This window comes from Streptomyces sp. NPDC051180, assembly GCF_040689545.1.
Taxonomy (GTDB): domain Bacteria; phylum Actinomycetota; class Actinomycetes; order Streptomycetales; family Streptomycetaceae; genus Streptomyces.
Map to the genome: position 1 here is coordinate 15,463 of NZ_JBFBBC010000021.1, position 24,666 is coordinate 40,128.

At 74.0% G+C, this 24,666-nt stretch carries 22 protein-coding genes; 8 read left to right on the top strand and 14 right to left on the bottom strand.

Translation table 11 applies throughout. From position 1 onward, the window contains the following. Positions 1 to 57 precede the first annotated feature (57 nt). Positions 58 to 666 carry a dihydrofolate reductase family protein gene (locus tag AB0424_RS28095; RefSeq protein WP_366309363.1) on the bottom strand — a complete coding sequence of 203 codons (609 nt, stop codon included), beginning with the start codon at positions 664 to 666 and terminating at the stop codon, positions 58 to 60. A 172-nt stretch (positions 667 to 838) separates the two neighbouring features. Between AB0424_RS28095 and AB0424_RS28100 the strand changes: the two genes are divergently transcribed. Next, positions 839 to 1,579 (top strand): SDR family oxidoreductase, encoded by a 741-nt coding sequence (locus AB0424_RS28100; protein ID WP_366309364.1) that lies wholly within the window; start codon positions 839 to 841, stop codon positions 1,577 to 1,579. A 290-nt stretch (positions 1,580 to 1,869) separates the two neighbouring features. Here AB0424_RS28100 and alc read toward each other — a convergent pair whose 3' ends face one another. Both alc and allB read right to left on the bottom strand, forming a co-directional pair. Beyond that, positions 1,870 to 2,988 (bottom strand): allantoicase, encoded by a 1,119-nt coding sequence (gene alc / locus AB0424_RS28105; protein ID WP_366309365.1) that lies wholly within the window; start codon positions 2,986 to 2,988, stop codon positions 1,870 to 1,872. 3 nt (positions 2,989 to 2,991) lie between these two features. Beyond that, positions 2,992 to 4,326, bottom strand: coding sequence for an allantoinase AllB (allB, locus tag AB0424_RS28110; protein ID WP_366309366.1), 1,335 nt, complete (start codon positions 4,324 to 4,326; stop codon positions 2,992 to 2,994). A 327-nt stretch (positions 4,327 to 4,653) separates the two neighbouring features. Between allB and AB0424_RS28115 the strand changes: the two genes are divergently transcribed. Continuing rightward, a complete protein-coding gene (locus AB0424_RS28115; RefSeq protein WP_366309367.1) occupies positions 4,654 to 5,463 on the top strand; it encodes an IclR family transcriptional regulator in 810 nt (269 codons plus the stop codon). A 113-nt stretch (positions 5,464 to 5,576) separates the two neighbouring features. Here the strand turns inward: AB0424_RS28115 and AB0424_RS28120 are convergent, their stop codons facing one another. Both AB0424_RS28120 and AB0424_RS28125 read right to left on the bottom strand, forming a co-directional pair. Continuing rightward, positions 5,577 to 6,257 (bottom strand): ABC transporter ATP-binding protein, encoded by a 681-nt coding sequence (locus AB0424_RS28120; RefSeq protein ID WP_366309368.1) that lies wholly within the window; start codon positions 6,255 to 6,257, stop codon positions 5,577 to 5,579. Further along, the gene (locus tag AB0424_RS28125) at positions 6,254 to 7,330 is read right to left on the bottom strand and encodes an ABC transporter permease (protein WP_366309369.1); all 1,077 of its coding nucleotides are present in this window, start codon (positions 7,328 to 7,330) and stop codon (positions 6,254 to 6,256) included. The genes AB0424_RS28120 and AB0424_RS28125 overlap by 4 nt, the downstream gene beginning before the upstream one ends. Positions 7,331 to 7,442: 112 nt before the next feature. Here AB0424_RS28125 and AB0424_RS28130 point away from each other — a divergent pair, with 112 nt between their 5' ends. Together AB0424_RS28130 and AB0424_RS28135 are read left to right on the top strand one after the other, a co-directional pair. After that, positions 7,443 to 8,726 (top strand): sensor histidine kinase, encoded by a 1,284-nt coding sequence (locus tag AB0424_RS28130; RefSeq protein WP_366309370.1) that lies wholly within the window; start codon positions 7,443 to 7,445, stop codon positions 8,724 to 8,726. Further along, a complete protein-coding gene (locus AB0424_RS28135) occupies positions 8,723 to 9,349 on the top strand; it encodes a response regulator transcription factor (protein WP_366309371.1) in 627 nt (208 codons plus the stop codon). The genes AB0424_RS28130 and AB0424_RS28135 overlap by 4 nt, the downstream gene beginning before the upstream one ends. Before the next feature lie 30 nt (positions 9,350 to 9,379). Here the strand turns inward: AB0424_RS28135 and AB0424_RS28140 are convergent, their stop codons facing one another. After that, positions 9,380 to 9,925 carry a GNAT family N-acetyltransferase gene (locus AB0424_RS28140; protein ID WP_366309372.1) on the bottom strand — a complete coding sequence of 182 codons (546 nt, stop codon included), beginning with the start codon at positions 9,923 to 9,925 and terminating at the stop codon, positions 9,380 to 9,382. Between the two features lie 64 nt (positions 9,926 to 9,989). Beyond that, complete coding sequence (locus AB0424_RS28145; protein ID WP_366309373.1) at positions 9,990 to 10,310, bottom strand: DUF5955 family protein; 321 nt, start codon at positions 10,308 to 10,310, stop codon at positions 9,990 to 9,992. 185 nt (positions 10,311 to 10,495) lie between these two features. Here AB0424_RS28145 and AB0424_RS28150 point away from each other — a divergent pair, with 185 nt between their 5' ends. From AB0424_RS28150 to AB0424_RS28160, 3 genes are all read left to right on the top strand, one after another. Beyond that, entirely contained in the window at positions 10,496 to 11,110 is a 615-nt protein-coding gene (locus AB0424_RS28150; protein ID WP_366309374.1) for a nucleotidyltransferase family protein, read from the top strand. A 226-nt stretch (positions 11,111 to 11,336) separates the two neighbouring features. Next, a complete protein-coding gene (aceB, locus tag AB0424_RS28155; protein WP_366309375.1) occupies positions 11,337 to 12,959 on the top strand; it encodes a malate synthase A in 1,623 nt (540 codons plus the stop codon). Positions 12,960 to 13,159: 200 nt separating this feature from the next. Continuing rightward, positions 13,160 to 14,305, top strand: a complete 1,146-nt coding sequence (locus AB0424_RS28160) for a GDSL-type esterase/lipase family protein (RefSeq protein ID WP_366309376.1) — start codon at positions 13,160 to 13,162, stop codon at positions 14,303 to 14,305. Between the two features lie 50 nt (positions 14,306 to 14,355). Here AB0424_RS28160 and AB0424_RS28165 read toward each other — a convergent pair whose 3' ends face one another. The 3 genes from AB0424_RS28165 to AB0424_RS28175 form a co-directional block, all read right to left on the bottom strand. After that, positions 14,356 to 16,164, bottom strand: coding sequence for a hypothetical protein (locus AB0424_RS28165; protein ID WP_366309377.1), 1,809 nt, complete (start codon positions 16,162 to 16,164; stop codon positions 14,356 to 14,358). A gap of 119 nt (positions 16,165 to 16,283) precedes the next feature. After that, positions 16,284 to 17,369, bottom strand: coding sequence for a hypothetical protein (locus tag AB0424_RS28170; RefSeq protein ID WP_366309378.1), 1,086 nt, complete (start codon positions 17,367 to 17,369; stop codon positions 16,284 to 16,286). A 117-nt stretch (positions 17,370 to 17,486) separates the two neighbouring features. Continuing rightward, entirely contained in the window at positions 17,487 to 18,458 is a 972-nt protein-coding gene (locus tag AB0424_RS28175; protein ID WP_366309379.1) for a fibronectin type III domain-containing protein, read from the bottom strand. 142 nt (positions 18,459 to 18,600) lie between these two features. On the opposite strand from AB0424_RS28175, the gene AB0424_RS28180 reads away from it, so the two are divergent. Continuing rightward, entirely contained in the window at positions 18,601 to 19,287 is a 687-nt protein-coding gene (locus tag AB0424_RS28180; RefSeq protein ID WP_366309380.1) for a hypothetical protein, read from the top strand. Between the two features lie 40 nt (positions 19,288 to 19,327). On the opposite strand, the gene AB0424_RS28185 is transcribed toward AB0424_RS28180, so the two are convergent. The 4 genes from AB0424_RS28185 to AB0424_RS28200 form a co-directional block, all read right to left on the bottom strand. Beyond that, positions 19,328 to 19,975, bottom strand: a complete 648-nt coding sequence (locus tag AB0424_RS28185) for an aspartate/glutamate racemase family protein (protein ID WP_366309381.1) — start codon at positions 19,973 to 19,975, stop codon at positions 19,328 to 19,330. Positions 19,976 to 20,034: 59 nt separating this feature from the next. Further along, a complete protein-coding gene (locus tag AB0424_RS28190; protein WP_366309423.1) occupies positions 20,035 to 21,384 on the bottom strand; it encodes a nucleobase:cation symporter-2 family protein in 1,350 nt (449 codons plus the stop codon). A 383-nt stretch (positions 21,385 to 21,767) separates the two neighbouring features. Further along, entirely contained in the window at positions 21,768 to 23,156 is a 1,389-nt protein-coding gene (locus AB0424_RS28195; RefSeq protein ID WP_366309382.1) for an 8-oxoguanine deaminase, read from the bottom strand. A 48-nt stretch (positions 23,157 to 23,204) separates the two neighbouring features. Next, positions 23,205 to 24,623 (bottom strand): nucleobase:cation symporter-2 family protein, encoded by a 1,419-nt coding sequence (locus AB0424_RS28200; protein WP_366309383.1) that lies wholly within the window; start codon positions 24,621 to 24,623, stop codon positions 23,205 to 23,207. Between the last annotated feature and the right edge of the window lie 43 nt (positions 24,624 to 24,666).

Genomic DNA, 24,666 nt, shown 5'->3' on the forward strand with positions numbered 1-24,666 from the left:
CGATCACCGTACCCGGCCGGGCCCGTGGCGGCTACACCTTTCTGCCGGCCCCCGCGGTCAGTAGCTGCCGTACGCGGGCCTGCCCGCCAGCTCGTACGTGTGGAGGGCGACGCCTGAGCCGGTGGTGCGCGCGTCGGTGAGGCGGAACGCGGTGGGCCGGACCCCGTCCGAGAACAGGCGACGCCCCGTGCCCAGGACCACCGGGAAGACGTGCAGGTGGAGGGTGTCGATCAGGTCGTGGTCGAGGAGGGTCCTGGCGAGGGTCGCGCTGCCGTGCATCTGGATCTCGCCGTCGAGGCGCTCCTTCAGATCGGCGACCTCCTTCACCACGTCGCCGCGGAGCAGGGTGGTGCCCTCCCAGTCCGCGGAGGCGAGCGTCGTCGTGGCGACGTACTTGGGGAGCCCGTTGAGCTTGGACGCGACGGGGTCCGCGGGGTCGGTGTGCAGGGGCCAGTACCCCGAGAAGATGTCGTACGTGCGGCGGCCGAGCAGGAACGCGGTCGGCCGGTCGAAGATCTCGGTGATGCGCTGCCCGAAGTCGTCGTCGCCGAACGGCACGGACCAGCCGCCGTGCTCGAAACCGCCGCTGCGGTCCTCCTCCGGCCCTCCGGGCGCCTGGACGACGCCGTCGAGGGTGAGGAACTGGGTCAGGCTGAGGGTGGCCATGGCGGGTGCCCTTTCTGTTCTCCGGACCATCGTGTCTCACCCCCTTCGACTCCACCGCCCGACGGAACTCATCGGTGGCCGCGTCGGGGTCCGATTGCCGCCAGCGTCCGACGGGCCCGCCGACTTTTATTGAACCCGCAACCACTTGCTCACGACCCACGGAGGTTTCGGGATGTCCACGATGAACGGCACGGCGGCCCTGGTCACCGGCGGCAGCCGCGGCATCGGCGCGGCCACGGCCGTCCGGCTCGCCCAGGAGGGCGCCGACGTCGCCTTCACCTACGTCCAGGACGAGGCCCGCGCCCGGGACGTCGCCGCCCGGATCGAGGCGGCCGGCCGCAAGGCCCTCCCCCTCCGCGCCGACGCCGCCGACGCCGGCGACGCGGCGGGCGCGGTCGAGTGGGCCGCGGACGCCCTGGGCCGTCTCGACGTCCTGGTCAACAACGTCGGCATCGGCGTCCTCGGCCCCCTGGAGTCGCTCACCCTCGCGGACGTCGACCGCGTCCTCGCCGTCAACGTCCGGGCGGCCTTCCTCGCCTCCCAAGCAGCCGCCGCGCGCCTCCCCGACGGGGGTCGCATCATCACCATCGGCACCTGCATGACCCAGCGCGTACCCGGCCCCGGCGGGACCCTCTACGCGACCAGCAAGTCCGCCCTCGTCGGCCTCACCAAGGCGCTCGCCCGCGAGCTGGGCGCCCGCGGCATCACCGCCAACCTCGTCCACCCCGGCCCGGTCGACACCGACCTGAACCCGGCCGACGGACCGTACGCCCCCGGCCAGTCGGCCCTCACCGCCCTCGGCCGCTTCGGCACCCCGCACGAGGTCGCCGCCATGGTCGCCTTCCTCGCGGGCCCCGGCGGCACCTACGTCACCGGCGCCGAGCTCTCCGTCGACGGCGGCCACGCGGCCTGACACCCCCGGGCGAGTGAGCCGAAGGCCCGAAGAAGAGGGGCGAGTGAGCCGAAGGGCGCCGCCGGAGGAACGGCCCCGGACGCGCGCAGCCTCCCGAGGAACGAGGGAGGCGAGCACGTCCGGGGCCGTGAGTCCGGCTGAAGGCGCCCGGAGGCGAACCGAGCCCGAAAAAAGGGGGGCGGCGAGCACGTCCGGGGCCGTGAGTCCGGCTCAAGGCGCCCGGAGGCGAACCGAGCCCGAAAAGAAGCCACCGGGCGGGGTGTCGTGCCCGCCCGGTGGTTGGGGGCTTCTCAGCCGCCCAGTTCCTGGTGGCGGGCGGTCAGCCGCGCCGCGCCGGTCTCGGTGAGGGAGCCGAAGAGGCGGAGGCGGGAGATGCCGCCGTCCGGGTAGATGTCGATCCGTACGCGGGAGCCGACGGCGGGGGTGTCCAGGACGAAGCGGTGGTTGGTGTCGGGCTGGAGGCGGGTACGGGGCAGGATCTCGGTCCAGTCCTCGGAGCCTTCGGCGGCGACGGAGAGCGCGGCCCAGCCGGCGCTGTTGCCCTTGAGGTAGGCGGTGTCGATCTCGACGGCGCGGATCTCGGACTCGGCGACGAGCTGGTAGCGGATCCAGTCGTTGCCCTTGTCGCGGCGGCGGCGGGTCTCCCAGCCGTCGTCCATCTTGCGGGAGCGGCCCGGCTGGATGGTGTTGGTGGCGGGCGAGTAGAAGCGGTCGGAGGCGTCCTCGACCTGGCCGCCGTTCTCCAGGGCCGCGAGGTCGAAGGTGCCGAGCACGCCGAGCCACGCGGGGTCGGGGGCGACCTCGCCGTGGACGCGGAGGCGGGCGATGCCGCCGTCGGGGTGCTGGTTGACGCGCAGGTGGGTGAAGCGCTGCTCGACGTCGACGGCGAAGCCGTTGGCGGCGTGGCCGCCGACGGCGGTGCGGGGGACGAGGGTCGTCCACTTGACGTCGTCGGCGAGGAGCTCCTCGGGCGAGGGCGAGCCGGCGACGGAGGTGGCCTCGACGGAGACGGCCTGCGGGTAGTTGCCGCGGAAGTGGGCGGTGTCGACGACGATGCCGCGGACGACGCCGGGCGCGCCGAGGCGGACGAGGGCCCAGTCGTGGTCGTCCTCGGTGGGGTGCGGCTGCTGGGCGGAGACGCCGCGGCGGCGGCGGGTCTCCCAGCCGTCCATGATCTTGCCCTTGTGGCCGAAGTGCTCGGGGTCGAACTCGGCGGGCTCGGGCTTGAGCAGGTTCTCGCGCTCGGCGAAGAACTCGTCGTTGGCGGCGACGACACCGGCGCCGAGGCGGCGGTCGGCGAGGTCGGCGTACTGGGTGAAGGGGAAGTCGGCGGTGCGGTAGTCGGCGTACGGGTCACCGCCGCCGAAGGGGCTGGCGTCGCCGGTGAAGGAGGGTATGCCGGTGCTCACGGGTCAGTTGTTCCTTTCGAGGAGGCGGCCGGAGGGCTCGGCCAGGGTGCCGTGGTCGGCGATCCGCTCGCCGCGCAGCCAGGTGGAGGTGACGACGCCGCTGAGGGTCCTGCCCGCGTAGGCGGTGATCCTGTTGCGGTGCTGGAGTTCGGCCGGGTCGACGGTGAAGGTGGCGTCGGGGTCGAGGACGGCGAAGTCGGCGTCGCGGCCGGCCTCGATGGCGCCCTTGCGGGTGAGTCCGGCGAGCCGGGCGGGGGCCTCGGACATCCAGCGGACGACGTCCGTCAGGTCGAAGCCGCGGCGGCGGGCCTCGGTCCAGATGGCGGGGAGGCCGAGCTGGAGGGAGGAGATGCCGCCCCAGGCCGAGGCGAAGTCGGGGGTCTTGAGGTCCGCGGTGGACGGGGAGTGGTCGGAGACGATGCAGTCGATCGTGCCGTCCGCGAGGCCCTGCCACAGCGCGTCCTGGTTCGACGCCTCGCGGATGGGCGGACAGCACTTGAACTCGGTGGCGCCGTCCGGGATCTCCTCGGCCGTGAGGGTGAGGAAGTGCGGGCAGGACTCCACGGTGATCTTGACGCCCTCGGCCTTGGCGGCGGCGAGGAGCGGCAGCGCGTCGGACGAGGAGAGGTGCAGGACGTGGACGCGGGCGTTCAGCCGGCGGGCCTGGTTGACCAGGTTCTCGATGGCGGTGTTCTCGGCGTCGCGGGGGCGCGAGGCGAGGAAGTCGGCGTACGCGCCGCCGGAGCGCTGGGGGGCGGCGGCGAGGTGGTGCGGGTCCTCGGCGTGCACGATCATCAGGCCGTCGAAGCCGGAGATCTCGGCGAGGGAGGTCGCGAGCTGCTCCTGGTCGAGCGAGGGGAACTCGTCGACGCCGGAGGGCGAGAGGAAGCACTTGAAGCCGTAGACCCCGGCGTCGTGGAGGGGGCGCAGGTCCTTGACGTTGTCGGGGAGCGCACCGCCCCAGAAGCCGACGTCGATGTGGGCCTTGCGGCGGGCGACCTCCTGCTTGACGCGGAGGTTCTCGACGGTGGTCGTCGGGGGCAGCGAGTTCAGCGGCATGTCGAGCAGGGTGGTGATGCCGCCGGCGGCGGCCGCGCGGGTGGCGGTCCAGAAGCCCTCCCACTCGGTGCGGCCGGGGTCGTTCACGTGCACGTGGGTGTCGACGAGCCCGGGCAGGACGACGTCGTCGCCGACGTCCTCGAGCCGGGCACCGGCGGGTACCTCGGCGTCGTACGGCAGCACGGCCGCGATCGTCCCTCCGGAGACGGCGATCGACGCCGGGCGCGTCCCCTCGGGGGTGATGACGCGTGTCGAGCGCAGGACCAGGTTGACGTCCACCCGTACCCCTTCTTCAAGCACTTCGGCGAGAAAATTCAACGAACTGTTGAAGGAGTCTTCACTTCCGGACGACATGTCGTCAAGGGCACACTTCCAGCATCGGCCCTTGGTGAACCCACCTTGGATGTTTCCACAAAGTGGAAAGCAAATTCCGTACAGTAGAACGTAGCTCCGCACATGCGGGGCGGACCCGGACCCCGCCGGGCCCTCGGCGACACCGGACAAACACCCCCTGACCGGCGCGTACGCCGGCACCGGGACCATGTGCCCCGGCCGGTGGCCCGGTAGGCTGCTGCCTTGCCCGCCTGCCTCGAAAGGACCGTTGACGTGCCGACGTCCAGCGCCAGCACCACCGACGCCGCCAAGCCCTCCGCCGCGAGCGGTGGCGTCCAGTCCCTTGAGCGTGCCTTCGACCTCCTGGAGCGGATGGCCGACGCCGGGGGCGAGGTCGGGCTGAGCGAGCTCTCCGCCAGCAGCGGACTGCCCCTCCCCACCATCCACCGCCTGATGCGCACCCTGGTGGCCTGCGGCTACGTACGCCAGCAGCCCAACCGGCGGTACGCGCTCGGCCCTCGCCTCATCCGGCTCGGCGAGTCCTCCGCCCGCCTCCTCGGCACCTGGGCGCGCCCCTACCTCGCCCGGCTCGTCGAGGAGACCGGCGAGACGGCCAACATGGCGCTGCTCGACGGGGACGAGATCGTCTACGTGGCGCAGGTGCCGTCCAAGCACTCCATGCGCATGTTCACCGAGGTCGGCCGCCGGGTCCTGCCGCACTCCACCGGCGTCGGCAAGGCACTGCTGGCGCACACCCCGGCGGACGAGGTGCGCGCGCTGCTCGCCCGTACGGGCATGCCGGCCGCCACCGAGAAGACCATCACCACCCCCGACGGCTTCCTCGACGCGCTCGTCGAGGTCCGCGAGAGCGGGTACGCGGTCGACGACAACGAGCAGGAGATAGGAGTCCGCTGCCTCGCGGTCTCCGTCCCCGACTCCCCGACGGCGGCGGCCATCTCCATCTCCGGCCCCGCCGGCCGGGTCACCGAGGCCGCCACGGAGAAGATCGTCCCGATCCTCCAGGAAGTCGCCCGCGAGCTGTCGGCCGCCCTCGCGAACACCTCGGGCAACGGCCAGTCCTGAACCGCGCGCACCCCTGGCGACGAGCGCCTCTCCGCTCGTCGCCAGGGGTGCGGACGTGGACGGTGTGATCGAGGTACGCGACCCCGGCGGCATCTCCTGACGCCCCCGGACCCTCAGGCCCGGGCCGGTTCCACCAGCCTGCCGTCCCGCACGGTGACCGTGTGGTCGGTGCGGGACAGATGGGTGCGGTCGTGGGTGACGAGGACGGTCGCGGTCCCGCGCTCGGCCGTGAGGCCGGCGAGGAGGTCCATGACGGCCGCGCCCCGCTCGTGGTCGAGGGCGCTGGTGGGCTCGTCGACCAGGAGGACGGACGGCTCGTTCATGAGGGCGCGGGCGATGTTCACCCGCTGGCGCTGACCGCCGGAGAGCTGGTGGGGGCGCCGGTGCGCCTGGTCCCCGAGGCCCACCGCGTCGAGGAGGTCCCGGGCGCGGCCCCGTACCGCCTTCGGGGGAAGGCCCGAGAGATGGGCCATCACCTGGAGCTGCTCCAGGGCGCTCAGCGAGGGCAGCAGATTGGGCTGCTGGAAGACGATCCCGATGTGCTCGCGCCGCAGCCGCGCCTTGGCGGCGGGGGTCAGCGGCCCGGTGTCCGTGCCGGCGACGACCACCCGGCCCTCGTCGGGGGTGACGAGCGTGGCCGCGACCGCGAGCAGGCTGGACTTGCCGGAGCCGGACGGGCCGACGACGGCCGTGAGCGTGCCGGCGGGGACGGTGAGGGAGACGGCGTCGAGGGCGGTGAGCCGGCCCTCTCCGTCCGGGTAGGTGAGGGTGACGGCGTCGAGGACGAGGCTCATCGGGCGCTCCCGAGGGCGGTGAGGGGGTCGACGGCGGTGATCCGCCGGATGGACAGGGCGGCGCCGACGACGCCGAGGACGACGATCACGGCGGCCGGCCCCAGGACGGTGAGCGGTTCCAGGACGAAGGGCACGTTCCCGCCGCTGACCAGGGCGCCGATGCCGACCGCGAGCGCGGTGCCGAGCAGCGTGCCGGCGGTGAGCATGAGGACGGCCTGCCCGAGGGCGTCCCTGAGGAGGTAGGGCGTGGAGGCGCCGAGCGCCTTGAGCACGGCCACGTCGCCGCTGCGCTGGATGGTCCAGACGGTGAAGAACGCTCCTATGACCAGCGCCGAGATGGCGAAGAGGAAGCCGCGCATCAGCTGGAGCGAGCCGTTCTCCGCCTGGTAGGACCCTATGGCGGTGAGCGCGTCGTCGATCGTCCGCGCCTCCGTCCCCGCGGCCGCGTCACCGGCGGCCCAGTCCGCGCCGTCGCCGCTCAGCGCGATGACGGTGGCCTGCTCCTGCGGGGTGGTGCCGCTGTGGCCGAACCTCTGCCAGTCGTCGAGGGAGGTCCACACCACGGGGGTGTGGCTGTACGAGGCGTCGCCGGCGACCGCCGTGACGGTCACCTCCAGCGGTCCCAGGCGCACCGCGTCCCCGGCGCCCACGCCCAGCTCCTCGGCGACCGACTCGGACAGCACCGCCTTCCCCGCGCCGACGGGTGCCGGGGCGAGCCCGGATCCGCTCTCGGTGCCGAAGGCGGAGACGGCGGCGGTGCGGTCCCCGGCGGCGGCGTTGAGGGTGCGGATGCCGAGCGGCGCGGCCTCGGTCACACCGGGCCGCTGCGACCACCGGCGCCACTGCTCCTCCGTCACCGTCGAGTTGGTGAAGGAGACCGACTGCCCGGTCGGCGGCGCCGCGAAGGCGAGCCGGTCGGCGGGCAGGCCGGTGATCGCGGAGATGTTCTCTCGCGCGAGTCCGGCGGTCAGCCCGGACAGCAGCCCCACCAGCAGGGTGATCAGCACGATCACGGTGCCCATCAGGGTGAAGCGCCCCTTGGCGAATCTCAGGTCTCTCCATGCCACGAACATGCTGACCAGAGTGGTCGGCCGGGTGCCTCCGGGGCATCGCGCCACGGATGGCTCCGCAATCAAACTTTCGGTTGAGTCCGGATTGTCTCCCGCTGTCTACCCTGGAGGGATCATGGATCCCCGCTCCTCCCTCCACCCGGCCCGGCGTCCCCTCACCCCCGCCCTCCGCGCCCTGCGGCTCTGCCTGCACCTGCTCATGGCGGGCCTGCTCGTCCTGGCGGCGGTGCGCGCGGACTCGACGGGCGGGACGGCGATGGCGCTGGTCACCGGCGCGGTCTACGCCGCGGGCTCCTCCCTGCCGTCCGTGCGCGGCTCGCAGCGGGCCGCCGCCGTGTGGCTGGGGGTCCTGGGCCTGTCCTGGCTCGCGCTGCTCTGCCTCACGCCGGAGGCCCTCTGGCTGGCCTTCCCGCTCTACTTCCTCCAGCTGCACCTGCTGCCCGTGCGCTGGTCGCTGCCGGCCGTGGGGCTGACCGCGGTCTCGGCGATCCTCTCGTACGTGGGCCACGGTGCCGCGCTCAATCCGGGCGTCTTCATCGGCCCGCTGCTCGGCGCGGCGGTCGCGGTCGCGACGGTCCTGGGGTACCAGGCCCTGTACCGGGAGAGCGAGCGGCGGCGGCAGCTCATCGAGGAGCTGATCGAGACCCGCGCGGAGCTCGCCGCGGCGGAGCGGCACGCGGGCACCCTCGCCGAGCGGGAGCGGCTCGCCCGCGAGATCCACGACACCCTCGCGCAGGGCCTCTCCTCGATCCAGCTGCTGCTGCGGGCCGCCGAGCGGGCCCTGCCGCCGGACTCCCCCGCCGCCGGTCACATCGGCCGGGCCCGCGAGGCGGCCCAGGACAACCTCGCCGAGGCCCGCCGTTTCGTCCGCGCCCTCACTCCCCCGGACCTGGAGCACGGCTCTCTCGCGGCCGCCCTGGAGCGGCTGTGCGAGCCGGGCCGGCCGGGAGCGGCGTACGCGCCGGACGGGGAGGCCGGAGCGGAGGCGGACGCGCGGGCGGGCGGGCCGGAGCCGTACGCGCCGGGGGCGGGCCGTCCGGCCGCCCCCCGGGTCCGCTTCACGACGAGCGGTACACCGGTGGAGCTGCCGACTCCCTACGAGGTGGCGCTGCTGCGGATCGCGCAGTCGGCGCTGGCGAACACCGTGCGGCACGCGGGGGCCTCGCGGGCCGAGATCACCCTGTCGTTCATGGACGCCTCGGTGACGCTGGACGTCGTCGACGACGGCCGGGGCTTCGATCCCGCCTCCGTGCGGCCCTCGTCCGACGCCGGCTTCGGGCTGCCGGCGATGCGTTCGCGGGCGGAGTCGCTGGGCGGCACGTTCACCGTCGAGTCCGCGCCCGGCCAGGGCACCGCCGTCGCCGTCTCCCTCCCCCTCCCGGCTGGAGCCTCCGCATGACCATCCGCCTTCTTCTGGCCGACGACCACCCGGTGGTGCGGGCGGGCCTGCGCGCCGTCCTCGACACGGAGCCCGACTTCACGGTCGTCGCCGAGGCCGCCACGGCCGAGCGGGCGGTGGAGCTGGCCGCCGCCGGTGGCGTGGACGTCGTCCTGATGGACCTCCAGTTCGGTGCCGGCATGCACGGCTCGGAGGCGACGGCGGCCATCACCGCCGTGCCCGACGGGCCCAAGGTGCTGGTCCTCACCACGTACGACACCGACGCCGACATCCTCGCGGCGGTCGAGGCGGGCGCTTCCGGCTACCTCCTGAAGGACGCGCCGCCCGAGGAGCTGGCCGCGGCGGTCCGTACGGCGGCGGCCGGCCAGTCCGCCCTCGCCCCCGCGGTCGCCCACCGGCTGATGGACCGGATGCGCACCCCCGCCGAGGCCCTGACCAAGCGCGAGCTGGAGGTCCTCCAGCTCGTCGGCGAGGGTCTCTCCAACCAGCAGATCAGCAAGGCGCTCTTCCTCAGCCAGGCCACCGTGAAGTCCCACCTGGTCCACATCTTCGCCAAGCTGGGCGTCGACTCCCGCACCGCCGCCGTGGCGACGGCGACGGCCCGCCGGCTGATCCGGCGCTAGGGGGTGTCCTGCCGGCGCGCGGGGGGCCGTCTACGCCGTGGGCTCGGTGGGGCGGGCGATGCGGAAGAGCACGTTCGGGCGGAGCGGGCCTTCGGGGGCGGTGGGGTCGTCGAAGTCGTCCTCCGGTGCGCGGCTCATCCCGAGGCGCCGCATCACCGCCTGGGAGCGGAGGTTGCCGGCCGTCGTCACGGCGAGGATCTCGGGGAGTCCGAGGGACTCGAAGCCGTGGGCGAGGACGGCGCGCGCGGCCTCGGTGGCGTAGCCCTTGCCCCAGGCCGGGCGGGCCAGCCGCCAGCCGATCTCGACTCCGGTGAAGGGCAGTCCGTCGTCCACCTCGTCCAGGCCGGCGAATCCGGCGAACGCGCCGGTGTCCCTGACCTCGACCGCCCACCATCCGTAGCCCCGGCGGTCGAAGTCGGCCAGGAAGCGCGCCACGGAGGCGTCGCTCTGCTCCCGGGTCAGCGGGTCGCCCAGGTGTTCCCGGACCTCGGGGTCGGCGTTCATCGCCGCCCACGGCGCCAGGTCGGAGTCGCGCCACCGGCGCAGGAGGAGGCGGTCGGTCGTCAGTTCGGTCATGCCGCCCAGCCAACGCGAACCGCCCGCCCGGGGCAATCCGGTTTCCTCGCGCGCGCCCTGTCGCTCAGGCGTTCGGGGGTGGCGGCGGGCCGAAGAGCTCGACGGCCCGGCGGACGCCGTCCAGTGCCTCCGCGAGCGCGCTGACGGAGCCGACGCAGCCGGCGACGAGCAGCAGCGAGCGGCGCAGCCTGCGGACCTCCGGGGCGCCGCTGAGCGCCATGGCGTCCAAGGCCGCGAGTTCGTCCTCGGCGATGCCCCGGTCCGTGAACTCCACCCGGTGCGCGGCCAGTTCCCGCCGCAGCCGGGACACGGCGGACCGCAGTCCGACCACCCTGGGGTCCACACCCTCGCCGGTCACTCGCCTCTGCCCCACGCTTCGCAACATGGTTCTCCCCCTCGCACGACCCTGTGCGCAGAACTCCGTACGACGATCACTCCGGGCCGGCCGTCCCACTGACCGACCCCCGTGAGCCGCGGGCCAGTTAACTCCTTCGCCACCCCGACGCGCCACCCTTGGTGAGCGTAATTCAGGCGACCGTGTCATTCCGCGCGATGCGGTATGCAGTTCCCATGAGTACAGCGGATGATCGAGGGCCCGTCGTCGCCGGACTGCTGCTTGCGGCGGGGGGTGGGCGGCGGCTCGGCGGAAGGCCGAAGGCGTTGCTGACGCACCGGGGCAGGCCGCTGGTCGAGCACGCGGTGGGGGTGCTGCGGGCGGCGGGGTGCGAGGTGGTGCACGTGGTGGTCGGGGCGCGGGCGGAGGCGGTGCGGGAGCTCGCGGAGCTGCCCGGTTGCGTGGTCGTGGAGAACCCGGGGTGGGCGGAGGGCATGGGGTCGTCGCTGCGGGTGGGGCTGGAGTCGCTGGGGGCGGACGCGCGGGGCGTGGACGCGGCCCTGGTGCTGCTGGTGGATCAGCCGGGGATCGGCGCGGAGGCGGTGGCGCGGGTGCGGGCGGCGTACGGGTCGCGCGCCACGCTGGCGGCGGCGTCGTACGACGGGCAGCGCGGCCATCCGGTGCTGTTCGGGTCGGAGCACTGGGCGGGGATCGCCGCGGGGGCGGTGGGCGACCGGGGCGCGCGGGACTATCTGGCGGCGCACCGGGATGCGATCACGCCGGTGGACTGTTCGGATGTGGCCGAGCCCTACGACATCGACACGGAGGCGGATCTGGCCCATCTGGAGTGAGGGGGCTGGCACCGTGCGCCACGTTGTGTCGATCCGGAGAATCTCGACATCAACAAACCATTGAACTTCCACCATGAGGAAACTAGTATCCACTGTTCAGAAGCGCCTGTTTCCCGAAACGGCGCTCGCGGCCGTATCTCGGCGCCTGCGGCACTCCGTGCCGAATCGCGACGCCCGGCGGCCGTATGGCACCGCCCGTGAAGTCCGCTGAAGGAAGTGACAGTTCATGTCCGCACCAGCGCCGTCCCCCCTGGCCGTCGTCGATGCCGAGCCCCTGCCGCGTCAGGAAGAGGTGCTCACCGAGGCCGCCCTGGCCTTCGTCGCCGAACTGCACCGGCGGTTCACCCCGCGCCGGGACGAGCTCCTCGCCCGCCGGGCGGAGCGCCGCGCCGAGATCGCCCGCACGTCCACGCTGGACTTCCTGCCGGAGACCGCGGCGATCCGCGCCGACGACTCCTGGAAGGTCGCGCCGGCCCCGGCGGCCCTGAACGACCGCCGGGTCGAGATCACCGGCCCGACCGACCGCAAGATGACGATCAACGCGCTGAACTCCGGCGCGCGGGTCTGGCTCGCGGACTTCGAGGACGCCTCGGCGCCGACCTGGGAGAACGTGGTCCTCGGCCAGGTCAACCTGATCGACGCGTACACCCGGAAGATCGACTTCACGGACCCGAAGTCGGGCAAGTCGTACGCCCTCAAGCCGGCCGGCGAGCTCGCCACGGTCGTCATGCGGCCGCGCGGCTGGCACCTGGAGGAGCGCCACCTCACGTTCGACGGACGCCCGGTGCCCGGCGCGCTCGTCGACTTCGGGCTCTACTTCTTCCACAACGCCCAGCGGCTGATCGACCTCGGCAAGGGCCCGTACTTCTACCTGCCGAAGACGGAGTCGCACCTGGAGGCCCGCCTCTGGAACGACATCTTCGTCTTCGCCCAGGAGTACGTCGGCATCCCGCAGGGCACCGTCCGCGCCACGGTCCTCATCGAGACCATCACGGCCGCGTACGAGATGGAGGAGATCCTCTACGAGCTCCGCGACCACGCCGCCGGCCTGAACGCGGGCCGCTGGGACTACCTCTTCTCCATCGTGAAGAACTTCCGTGACGGCGGCGCCAAGTTCGTCCTCCCGGACCGCAACGCGGTCACGATGACGGCCCCGTTCATGCGCGCGTACACCGAACTCCTCGTCCGCACCTGCCACAAGCGCGGCGCGCACGCGATCGGCGGCATGGCGGCCTTCATCCCGTCCCGCCGGGACGCCGAGGTGAACAAGGTGGCCTTCGAGAAGGTCAAGGCCGACAAGGACCGCGAGGCCGGCGACGGCTTCGACGGCTCCTGGGTCGCCCACCCCGACCTGGTCCCGATCGCCATGGCCTCCTTCGACGCCGTCCTGGGCGACAAGCCGAACCAGAAGGACCGCCTCCGCGAGGACGTCTCCGTCGCGGCCGGCGACCTCATCGCGATCGACTCGCTGGACGCCAGGCCCACCTACGGCGGCCTCGTGAGCGCCGTCCAGGTCGGCATCCGCTACATCGAGGCGTGGCTGCGCGGCCTCGGCGCCGTCGCCATCTTCAACCTGATGGAGGACGCGGCCACCGCCGAGATCTCCCGCTCCCAGATCTGGCAGTGGATCAACGCGGGTGTCGTGTTCGAGAACGGCGAGACGGCCACTCCCGAGCTCGCCCGCAAGGTCGCCGCCGAGGAACTGTCCGCCATCCGTGCCGAGATCGGCGAGGACGCCTTCGCGGCCGGCAAGTGGCAGCAGGCCCACGACCTGCTCCTGCACGTCTCCCTCGACGCGGACTACGCGGACTTCCTGACGCTCCCCGCCTACGAGCAGCTGGTCGGCTGAGGTTCCGCCCGGCCCCGCACAGGCCCCGCCCCCGGTGAACGCACAGCTCCGGGGGCGGGGCCCTGTCGTGCCACAGGGGACGTGACGGAACCGAGATATGCAGCTACCTAGCGGTAACAAGCCAGGACGTGTCAGATTCCGCCATGCCACCGGCGCCGGCGGCTGTCCCCCACGTCACTGCAGACCGCAGGAGCACAGCCATGCCTCCGTCCCCCCACCGTGCGCTGCGCGCACTCCTGGCACTGTGTACCGCCGCCGGACTCGCCTCCGTCGCCGCCCCCTCCGCCCACGCCTCCGCCGGCACCGGGCCCACCGCCGTCGTCACCATGGGCGACAGCTACATCTCCGGCGAGGCCGGCCGCTGGCAGGGCAACAGCCTCACCAACAGCGGCAGCCGCAACGGCACCGACCGCGCCTGGACCGGCAGCGGGTACGACCCGTCCCGGGTGTACGGCTCCACCGCCGGCGGCTGCCACCGGTCGGACACCGCCGAGGTCAAGAGCGCCGGCGCGCTCGCAAGCTCCCTGGTCAACCTCGCCTGCTCCGGGGCGACCACGAAGAACGTCATCCGCGCCTCGCGGGGCGGCCAGGCGTACAAGGGCGAGGCCCCGCAGGCCGACCAGCTGGCGGCCGTGGCCGCCTCGCACGACGTGAAGCTGATCGCCCTCTCCATCGGCGGCAACGACCTCGGCTTCGCGGACATCATCACCACCTGCGCCACCGACTACATCGTCTGGTACTCCTACTGCCACGACGACCAGCAGGCCGCGGTGGACGCGAGGATCGACGGGGTGATGGCGGACGTCGGCACCTCCGTCGACGAGATCCGGGCCGTCATGTCGGCCGCCGGATACGCCGCGTCGGACTACCGGATCGTCCTCCAGTCGTACCCTTCCCCCATCCCGCGCGCGGCCGACAACCGCTACGGCGAGAGCGGCTGGACGCGGACCAACACCGGTGGCTGCCCCTTCTGGAACGCCGACTCCGACTGGGCCCGCGACGCGCTCGTCCCCCAGCTCGCCGACCGGCTGAAGGGCGTCGCCGCGGCCAAGGGCGTGCAGTTCATGGACCTGCGCGACGCGCTCCAGGGACGTGAGGTCTGCGCCAAGGCGAGCCGGCAGGTGACGGCGTCGCTGCCCCCGTCGGGCACGACGAGCGAGTGGGCGCGCTGGATCGACAGCCAGAGCACCCAGGGGCTCGTCCAGGAGTCGATGCACCCCAACGCCTACGGCCAGCAGGCCCTCGGCCGCTGCCTGGCGCTCGTCCACGCCCGACCGACCGGCAACCACAGCTGCCGCAACACCGCGGGGTCGGGTCCCTCGGGCATGTACCTCACGGCCGGGTAGCCGCGACGGAGCCGGTCACGGCGGGGCCGGTTCCTCGTCCGGGGCCCGGTTCAGGGCACGGTGATGCCGAGCGGGCCGAGCACCCGCTCGGCCTCGTGGCGGTCCGCGTCAGCCATCGCCCGGACCAGGGCGGCGGAACCGCCGGGCCAGGCGGACGCCGCCTCGTCGAAGGCGGTACGGCGGGACTCCAGCGGGCCCTTCTTCCCGGGCAGCGCGTCGAGGAGGTGCAGCGCCCGCGCGGAGGTCCCCACCTGGATCGCGTCCGCCGGCTCGTCCCGCTCGCGCAGGGCCTGGAGGGCGTAGGCGCCGACGACCGGGTCGCGCAGGGCCCCTCGGAGGGCGTCGGCCGGGGCGGCGGCGGTGTCCAGGACGGTGAAGAGCGCCCGTACGGCCGCCGCGTCCTCGGTGCCGGCGTGCACGGTGCCCAGTGCGGCGAGCAGCGCGGACCACGCCTCGGCGGTGTCCCCGCGCGCGTGGAGCCAGTCGGCGAGGACGCGCGCGGCGACGCAGGAGGGCCAGCCCGCCGCGGCGGCGGCCATGACCGGCGCGCTCCAGGCGGCGGCCCGGGCGGCGTCGGGCGCGACGATGCCGCGCACGCCGAGCAGATAGCGCACGACGCCCGCGCCGCGCGGCGTCAGCCCGAAGGCGTCGCCGGCGCGGAAGACCAGGCCGGTGGCGGCGAGCCGGTCGACGGCGGCGGCCAGGTCCCGGGCGGGCGCTTCGAGCCGGGCCCGGTCGGCCTCGTCCAGCTCGGCCGCGCCCAGGAGCCGGACGAGCTCCGGGAGCGGCGGCGTGGCGTACTCCTCCGGCGCCTCGGCCGGCACCTGGACCGGCAGGTCCTCCAGGTCCGGGTCGACGGCCCAGTCCTCGTACTCGGCCGCCTTGCGGGCGACGGAGTCGGCGGAGCAGCCGCGCTGGTAGACGACGTACAGCAGGTGCGGGGCCTCGCCGCCGTAGGGCTCGAACTCCTCCTCGGCCAGCTCCTCGACGGCGGCGATGAGCGCGTCGGCGTCCGCCTCGACGGAGCCGGGCCCCGGCGCGGTCTCGACGGAGGGCGGCGGCGGGACGGGCGCGGCGGGGTCCCCGTAGTAGTCGAGGTGCTCGTCGAGGAGCGCGTCGGCCAGGACCAGGTGCGGGAAGGCGTCGGGTCCCGGCGCGAACCGCGCGTACGGTCCGGCGAGCTGCTCGGCCAGCCCCGCGGCCGTCCAGCGGTCCCGGAGCGCGGCCGCCACCTGCCCGATGCCGGTCGCGACGGCGTGGTCGGTGAGGAGCGGTCCGGCGGGCGGCGGCGCCTCGGCGTCCCGGACGTACGCCCGGGTGAGCGCCTCGGCGAGCAGTACGTCCGCCAGCTCCGTCCGGCCCATCAGGTCGGCCCGGTGCACCCCGTCGGGGAGCGGGGCGCCGTCGAGCGCGGCGAGCCTGCGCCGTACGTCCTCGGGGTCGGCGAGATCCGCGCCGCAGCCGCGGAGCAGGGAGGCGTACCAGCGGTGCCAGGTGAGGTTGCCGGGGTCGTTCATGGCCCGTTCGAAGTCGGGGCCGGTCTCCGCGACCACGGCGGCGACCCGTTCGCCGCGCCCGCCGTCGAAGCGTGCGGCGAGCGCGCCCAGGACGGCCGGGTAGGCGGCGAGTTCGCCGGGCGGCGCGTACACGAACGTCGGCAGGTCCTCCACGAGCAGCTGCCGTACGAGTCCCGGTGTCGGCTCGGGCACCCCCGTGCCCCGGTCGGCGCCCCGGAGGGCCAGCAGCCCCAGCACCGCCTCGGCGGCGCGGGTGAACACGGGGTCCCGGCGCTCGGGTGTTCCGTCGAGGAGTTCGAGGAACCTGTCGAGCCCGGTGTTGGTGAGTACGGTCTCGGCCACAGTCCCAGGGTAGTTCCGGGCCGCTCGTTCCGGGCGGCAAGGCGCACGGGCCAGGTGTGTCGGCGCCCTCCGGGTGCGACGGGCCGGGGATTCGGGGCGCTCCTGGCCGGCGGCTCGCGTCAGGCGCTCCGCCGCAGCTCGCGGGCGGTGTGGGTCAGGTGCTGGAGGTGGCCGGCGCAGATCCAGGCGTCCGGGTGCCCGGTGCCGGGCGGGCCGGTGCCGTCGGCGCACGCCTGGAGCCAGCGGTCGCCGCGGCTGTAGGACGCTCCCCTGAAGTCGTCGGAGTCGACGATGTCGCGGGCGAGCGCGCGGACGCCGTGGTGGGGTCCGGGTCCGCCGGCGCGCACCTCGCCGACGAGGAAGGTGCGGCGGGTGGTGTAGCGCACCGCGCCCCGGAGCGGGTCGTGCCCGGTGTCCGAGACCCGGTCGGCGCTGGCCGGGTCGTGGGCGCCGTAGTCGCCGTACAGGGGCTGCGGGCCGGTTCCTCCGCCGGTGTGGCGCAGCAGGTCGCGGAGGTCCCGGTCGGCCCGTCCGGTCTCGGTGAGGGCGGCTCCGTACCCCTCGGGTCGGCTGCGTGGGAAGGCGCCGGCGAGCAGGACGACGGCGCGCCAGGGGTGGAGCGGGCCGAGGAGGTCCAGGGCGTGGAGCGCGGTGCGGGGGGCCGCGTCGTCGGCGTCGTCGACGGCGCCCAGGTCGAGGAGGAGGTCCACGGGGCAGTGGGCGAAGGCGATCCGGTGCAGGAGGCGGCCGACGCCCTCGGCCCACCGTCCGCCGGGTGCGGGGTCGGGGCGCACCCGTACGCCGAGGCCGCCGCCTCCCGCCGCGGCGGCCTCGGCGCAGGCCACCTGCTGCCAGGCGGCGCGCTCGGGGCCGGTCACCGGCCGCAGCGGGTACGGGCCGGTGACGAAGGCGCGGGGGCCGCTCTCCACGTGGCGGGTGTCGACCCAGGCCGGGCGGTCGCGCTGCACGCGCGCGATGCCGGTCAGGGCCCGGTGCAGGTGACCGCCGAGGGCGAGGGCGTCGGGGTCGGGCGGGTGGGTCGGGCGGCGGCCCGGGGTCCGCTCGGGGCCGACGCGGGGCGGGACCGTCCAGAGCGGCGCGACGGCCGCCCGGACGTCCGGCGCGAGCCCCCCGTAGGCGGCGAAGCCGCTGCGCCGGGCGGGCAGCGCGGGTACGTAGATCGGCTCGGTCACCGGTTCGGTCATCGGCGCGCCCCCCAGCAGCCTGTCGTGCCCCTTGGTCGCAGAGTGCGACGCGACGGTGCGTGGCGAAAGGGTGCGATTCCGGCCAAGGCCGGTGTGGGGCGGCGCGGTGACGCGGGGTCAGCGCACCACGACCGTCCTCGGGGCCGAGAAGTCGCCCCAGGTGCCGTCGGGCAGCTGGGCGCGGAGGGTGACGGTGTAGCGGGTGCCCGGGGCGTCGGGGACGGGGAAGGTGTAGGTGGCCCGGCCGGGGGGCGGGGTGGTGCCCCAGACGATGGTGGTGGCGAAGTGCCCGTCGAGGTGGAGTTCGTGGTGGGTGACGGGGGCTCCGGTGCGCGGCGGGGTCCAGGTGAGGGTGATCTCGCCCCTGGCCGCCGTGGCGGTGAGGTCCCTGGGGGCGGTGTTGGGGGGTGCGCCGGGCGCGGATGCGGTGGTGAGGTCGACGGGCGCGCTGTCCGGGGAGGAGTTCTCGGCGGCGTCGCGGGCACGGACGGTGAAGGCGTAGGCGGTGCCGGGGCGCAGTCCGGTGAGGCGGGCGGTGGTGGCGGTGCCGGGGACGGTGTGGATGCGGGTGTCCGCCTGGTAGACGTCGTACGCGGTGATGCGGGTGTCGTCGCGGCCGGGGGTCCAGCGCAGGGTGGCGGCGCGGCTGCCGTCGGCGGTGACCCGGAGGGCGCCGGGGGCGGTGGGGGGCGTGCGGTCCTCGGCGGTGGTGCGCGGGGTGGTCGCGGTGACGGGGCTGCTGGGGGCGGAGAGGTTGCCCGCGGCGTCTCGGGCGCGGACGGTGAAGGTGTGGGGGGCGCCGGGGGCGAGGCCGACGACGTCGGTCATGAGGGTGGTGGCGGGGACGTCCTTGACCTTGGTCCCCTCGCGGTAGACCGCGTAGCCGTCGACGGCCCGGTCGTCGGCGGCCGCGCTCCACATGACGTGGACGGTGCTCGCGCTGCCGGCGGTCGCGGTGACGCCGAGGGGCGTGGTGGGGGCGCGGGTGTCCGGCGGCTCGGGTGCGGCCGCGGCCGAGCAGGCGGTGAGGGTGAGCGTCAGGCTCAGCCCGAGAGCGGTCAACAGGCTTGCGGCGAGCAGGCGTTGCACGGGCCGGCCTCCGTCCGTCGGAAAGGTCCAGACCTATATCGCACAGTCGGCGGCACCCCCGCAAGACCCGCGCGGCGGGGCGTTGTCAGTGGGGTGCGCTTCACTGAATTCGTCACGCTCCGTAATCACTTCTGGGGGAATCATGACGGACCGTACGATCTATGTGAGCTTCACCGGTGTCCGCCGCCGCGGCTGGACCGACGCCATGGTGCGGGACCTGCTCGGCACGCCCGACGTCCAGGGCCGCGATCCGCGGCGCTGGTCCCTCGCGCCCGTGCGGCTCTATCTGCTGGCCCGGGTCGAGAGCGTCGAGCGGACCCCCGAGTTCTCCGAGACCTCCGCCCGCGCGCCGGCCCGGTCCGCCGCGGCCGAGGCCCACGCCGAACGCCGGCGCGCCGCGGTCCTCGCCGCCGTCCGCGCCGAGCCCATCGAGGTCCCCCGGCTTCCCGGGCCCGAGCTGGAGCGGCGGGCCGTGCGCCACCGGCACGCCCTGGCCGGCCGGAGTCCCGGGTCGTCGCGGCCGACGGCACCGACCGAGCCCGGAGCGGGGGCCGAGGGCCGGAGCGCGACCGCGCGCCCGGACGGGAGCGGGCCCGGACGGCCGGGCGGGACCCGGGGCGGGCCCCCCGCCGGCTCGCTGGTGCGCTGGCAGGTCGCCTATCTGCGGCACGCCCTGTCGCGGTACGAGGCCCTGCTCGACGGGTTGTACGGGGCCACCGGACGCGCCGACGCCGAGCGGCTGCTGGGGCGCAGGCTGTACGAGGCGATCGCCGCCGCGTACCCGGCGCTGGCGCGCGAGTGCCGCCGCCGGATCGAGGTGGAGGGGTGACCGGGTGGGCGGGCCGGGCGCGGGCGCTGCTCCGGGCCTGTCAGGCCGTCAGGAGGCGGGTGATCGCGCGGATCGCCGCCGGGACGGGGGCGACGACCGGGAGGCCGCAGCGGTCGCGGAGGTGCTCGGCGGCCTCGCCGAGCGGGCCGCCGCCGATGACGACGGACCGGGCGCCGTCGCGGTCGGCGCAGGCGCGGACCGCGCGCTCCAGCCGGTCGAGCAGGAGCGCCGGGTCGGCGGAGAGGCGTTCGGGGGCGCCCGCGGTGAGGCGGATGCCCGTGTACCGGTCGGCGAGGCCGAGGGCCGTGACGCGGTCGGCGATGGCGTCGGCGAGGAGCGGGGTGGTCGTGGCGACGCCGAACGGGAGGCCCTCGGCGGCGGCTTCGCGGAGGGCGGCCTCTCCCAGGCCGACGACGGGGATCCCGGCGGCCGCGCGCAGCTCCTCGACGCCCGGGTCGCCGAAGGCGGCGACGAGAAGCGCGGCGCAGTCGCCCTCCGCCGTCGCGCGGAGGCCGGCGGCGAGGACCTCGGGGGCGGCCGCGCGCAGGGCGGCCGGGTCGGTGAGCATGCCGGGACCGCGGGCGGCGGTGACACCGCGGACCGGGAGGGCGGGACCGAGGGCCCGCCGGGCGATCGCGGTCATCATCGCGGTGGTGGCCGTGGAGGTGTTGGGGTTGATCAGCACCACGGCCCCGGGCCCCGCGGCGTGCGCGGGGACCGGGGCGGGCGGGGGGACGGGCCGGTGGTTCAGTGGGCGTGCGCCGCCTTCGCCGAGTGGCTGCCGGAGATCTCGTCGCCCGGCTCCATCGGGGCGGTGACGTCGTCGTCGTCCCGGCGCCGGCCCAGGTGGTTGAAGACCACGTTGAGCAGGACGGCCGCGACGCAGCCGGTGGAGATGCCGGAGTCCAGGATGATCTGGGCGGTCTCCGGGAAGGCGTGGTAGAAGTCCGGCTTGGTGATCGGGATGATGCCGACGGCCAGCGACACGGCCACGATCAGCACGTTGTTGTCCTTCTCCAGACCGGCCTTGACGAGGGTCTGGATGCCGCTGGCGGCGACCGAGCCGAAGAGGACGACGCCCGCGCCGCCGAGGACGGGGCGGGGCACGACGGATATCAGCGAGGCGGCGACCGGGGAGAGGCCCATCAGGACCAGGAAGCCGCCGCCGCAGGCGACGACGAAGCGGCTGCGGATCCTGGTCATGGCGACCAGGCCGATGTTCTGGGCGAAGGCGCTGCACATGAAGCCGTTGAAGAGCGGGCTCAGCGCCGAGCCGAGGGTGTCGGCGCGCAGTCCGGCGGCGATGGTCTTCTCGTCGGCGGGCCGGTCGACGATCTCGCCGAGGGCGAGCATGTCGGCGGTCGACTCGGTCATGGAGACCAGCATGACCACGCACATGGAGATGATCGCGGCGAGGGCGAACTGGGGTCCGCCGAAGTGGAACGGGGAGGGGAAGCCGACGATGTCCGCCTCGGTGACCGGCGAGAAGTCGGTGACGCCGAAGGGGATGGCGATGACGGTGCCGACGACGAGGCCGACGAGGACGGCTATCTGCTTCAGGAAGCCGCGGGTGAAGCGGCGCAGCAGCAGGACCACGACGAGCGTGATGCCGGCGAGGGAGAGGAAGGTCGTCGAACCGTAGTCCGCTGCCTTGGGGTTGGGGCCCTGGGCCCAGCCGAAGGCGACCGGGAGGAGGGAGACGCCTATGAGGGTGATGACCGTGCCGGTGACGACCGGCGGGAAGAAGCGCACGAGGCGGGAGAACCAGGGGGCGGCGAGGAAGCCGAGGAGTCCGGCGACGATGATCGCGCCGAAGATGACCGGCAGCGCGTCGGCCTTGTTCTCGGTGGTGTCGACGATCGCGAGCATCGGTGCGACGCCGGCGAAGGTGACGCCGTTGACGAACGGCAGCTTGGCGCCGATCTTCCAGACGCCGAGGGTCTGGAGGAAGGTGGCGAGACCGGCGGTGAAGAGGCTCGCGCCGGTCAGGAAGGTGAGTTCGGTGCCGGAGAGGCCGACGGCGGCTCCGACGATCAGCGGCGGGGCGACGACGCCCGCGTACATGGCGGCGACGTGCTGGAGGCCGCTGGTGAGCATCTTGAGTGGGGGCAGCGTCTCGTCGACCGGATGCTTCTCGCGGTCTTCGGGGGCGGAGCCTGCGGCTGGTGCATTGCGAACCTGGGGCGTGGCGGCCACGGCGGTTCCTCCGGTCGGTTACACGTCGGCGGTGACGCGGGGTTCAGGGAGGTGGTGCGATGCGGTGCGAAGTGCAGGAGGTGCGGCTCGATGCGGTGGGGCGGGGTGCGCGCGGAGAGGGCGGCGCGGGACGGACCCGGTGGGGGTGCGGGCGGGGTTCACCGTCCCGGGGGTGCCGTACGTCTTCTGCGTACGGCACCGCCCGGTCCGGCTGCCGCGGACCCCGCTCGGGTCCGCGGCGACCGACCGAGGGCCGTCCCCCTCGGTCGGACTCCGTGGGGAGGTCAGCCCTGGGCCGTGATCCGGGCCAGGCGCTGGGCCTCCGCGCGCGCGTCGCGCGCGATCTGCTCCTCGTCGGCGAAGAGCAGTCGGTTGTTCTCGACGATCTGCTTGCCGTTGACGAAGGAGGCGGTGACCGGTGCCGCGGCGCCGAAGACGACGGCGGTGACCGGGTCGGCGATCGAGGAGTGGCCGAGGCCGTCGATCTTCCAGAGGACGAAGTCGGCGAGCTTGCCGGCTTCGAGGGAGCCGATGTTGTCGGCGCGGCCGAGGACCTGCGCACCGCCGTAGGTGCCGAGGCGCAGGGCCTGGCGGGCGTTGAGCGCGGCCTCGCGGTGGGCACCGAGGCGGTTGATGAGGAGCGCGTTGCGCAGCTCGGTGTGGAGCTCGCCGGACTCGTTGGAGGCGGTGCCGTCGACGCCGAGGCCGACGGGCACGCCCGCCTTGAGCATGTCCGGTACGCGGGCGATGCCGGCGGCCAGGCGCGCGTTGGAGGACGGGCAGTGGGCGACGCCGGTGCCGGTGCGGGCGAAGGCGGCGATGTCGGAGTCGTTCATGTGGACGCAGTGCGCCATCCACACGTCCTCGCCGAGGAAGCCGGTGGACTCGAAGTAGTCCGTCGGGCCCATGCCGAAGAGCTCGTGGCAGAACTTCTCCTCCTCCACGGTCTCCGAGCCGTGGGTGTGCATCCGCACCCCGAGCCGGCGGGCCAGCTCGGCGCCCTGCTTGAGCAGCTGGGTGGAGATGGAGAAGGGGGAACAGGGGGCGACGGCGACCTGGGTCATCGCGTCGAAGGAGGCGTCGTGGAACTTCCGCACCGTCTCCTCGGTCGCGGCGAGCGCGCCCTCGGTGGTCTCGACGGCGAAGTCGGGCGGCAGGAAGCCGTCCTTCTCGCTCATGTCCATCGAGCCGCGGGCGAGGGTGAAGCGGACGCCCATGTCGGAGGCGGCGCCGATGATGGCGCCGGAGAGGTCGCCGGAGTTCTTCGGGTAGACGTAGTGGTGGTCCATGGCGGTGGTGACGCCGCCGCGGGCCATCATCGCCAGGGAGCCCTGGGCGGCGACGCGGACCATCGACTCGTCGATCCGCGACCAGGTCGGGTAGAGCGCGACCAGCCAGTTGAACAGGTTGTGGTCGGTGGCCAGACCCCGGGTGATCCACTGGTAGAAGTGGTGGTGGGTGTTGACCAGACCGGGCGTCACCAGGTGACCGGTGGCGTCGATCCGGCGGACCACGTTCTCCAGGCCCTCGGGCGCCTTGCCGGCGCCGATGGACTCGATCCGGTTGTCGGCGACGACGAGGTACCCGGAGGCGTACTCGGTGTCGTTCGCGTCGACGGTCGCGATCGCCGCGTTCTCGATGACGATGCGCTGGGCTGCCGAAGGTGCTGCCATGGCGGTGGTTCCTTCATTCCTCTGTGGTGGTGTGGGCACGGCAGGACCCTAGGAGGATTTGAGTGCCGGAGCGGTGTGACGGCTCCGGGTGCCGAGGTGGTGGAAGAACAGGTTGAGCAGGACGGCGACGAGCGCGCCCGCGCTGATGCCGGAGCCGAGCACCGTCTGCGCCCAGGCGGGGAAGCCGGCGTAGAAGGTGGGCGCGGCGAGCGGGATGATGCCCGCTCCGAGCGCGACGGCCACCAGGATGATGTTGGAGCTGTCGTCGAGCCCGGCTTCCGACAGGGTGCGGATGCCGCTGACGGCGATCGAGCCGAAGAGGACGATGCCGGCGCCGCCGAGGACGGGCATCGGGACCGTGGAGACGACCGCGCCGAGGACCGGGAAGGCGCCGAGGACGATCAGGGCTCCGCCGGCGACGGCGACGACGTACCGGGAGCGGACCCGGGTGAGCGAGACGACGCCGACGTTCTGGGCGAAGGCCGAGGTCGGGAAGCCGCCGAAGACGGGGCCGAGCAGGGTGGCGATGCCGTCGGTGCGCAGGCCGCGGGTGATGGTCCGGCCGTCGCTGCGGCGGTCGCAGATCTCTCCGAGGGCGAGCATGCCGGCGCTGGACTCGGTCATCAGGACCAGCATGACGATGCAGAGGGAGAGGATCGCGGCCGGCTGGAACTCGGGGGCTCCGAAGGCGAAGGGCGCGGGGAGGGCCGCGACGGGGGCCTCGCGCAGCGCGCCGAAGTCCGCCATGCCGAAGGGGATCGCGGCGAGGGTGCCGATGAACAGGCCGAGCAGCAGGGCGATCTGCTTGACGAAGCCCTTGCCGAAGCGCTGGAAGAGCAGGATGACGACGAGCGTGAAGCCGGCGAGGGCCAGGTGCCTCATGGCGCCGAAGTCGGCGGCGGTGCGGTCCCCGCCCTGGGCCCAGCCGACGGGCACGGGCATCAGGGTCACCCCGATGAGGGTGATGACGACGCCGGTGACGAGCGGCGGGAAGAAGCGCAGGAGCTTGCCGAAGAAGGGTCCGACGGCGAGGCAGAAGACTCCGGCGACCATCACCGCGCCGTAGATGGCGGGCAGTTGGTGTCCGGGTGCGCTGGTCTCGGCGATGGCGAGCATCGGGGCGATGCCGGCGGACGAGGCGGCGTTGACGAACGGCAGGCGGTTGCCGGCGAAGCGTCGGATGCCGAGGGTCTGCAGGATGGTGGCGCAGCCGGCGATGAGCAGGCTTGCCGCGATGAGCCGGGTCATTCCGGCGGCGTCCAGGCCGACCGCCTGGCCGATGATCAGCGGAGGGGTGACGACGCCCGCGTACATGGCGGCGATGTGCTGGAGCGCCGCGGGGACGAGCCGCGAGGCGGGGAGCTTCTCGTCCACCGGGTGGCACTCGGCCGGGGCCGGGACGGTGGTGGACGGCGGGGTGGAACACGGGCCTTCGGCGGTTGCCGGCCCCTTTGCAGGCTGTGCCATGGTTGTTCCCTCCGGTCCGGTGCACCGGCCCCGCCCGACTGCG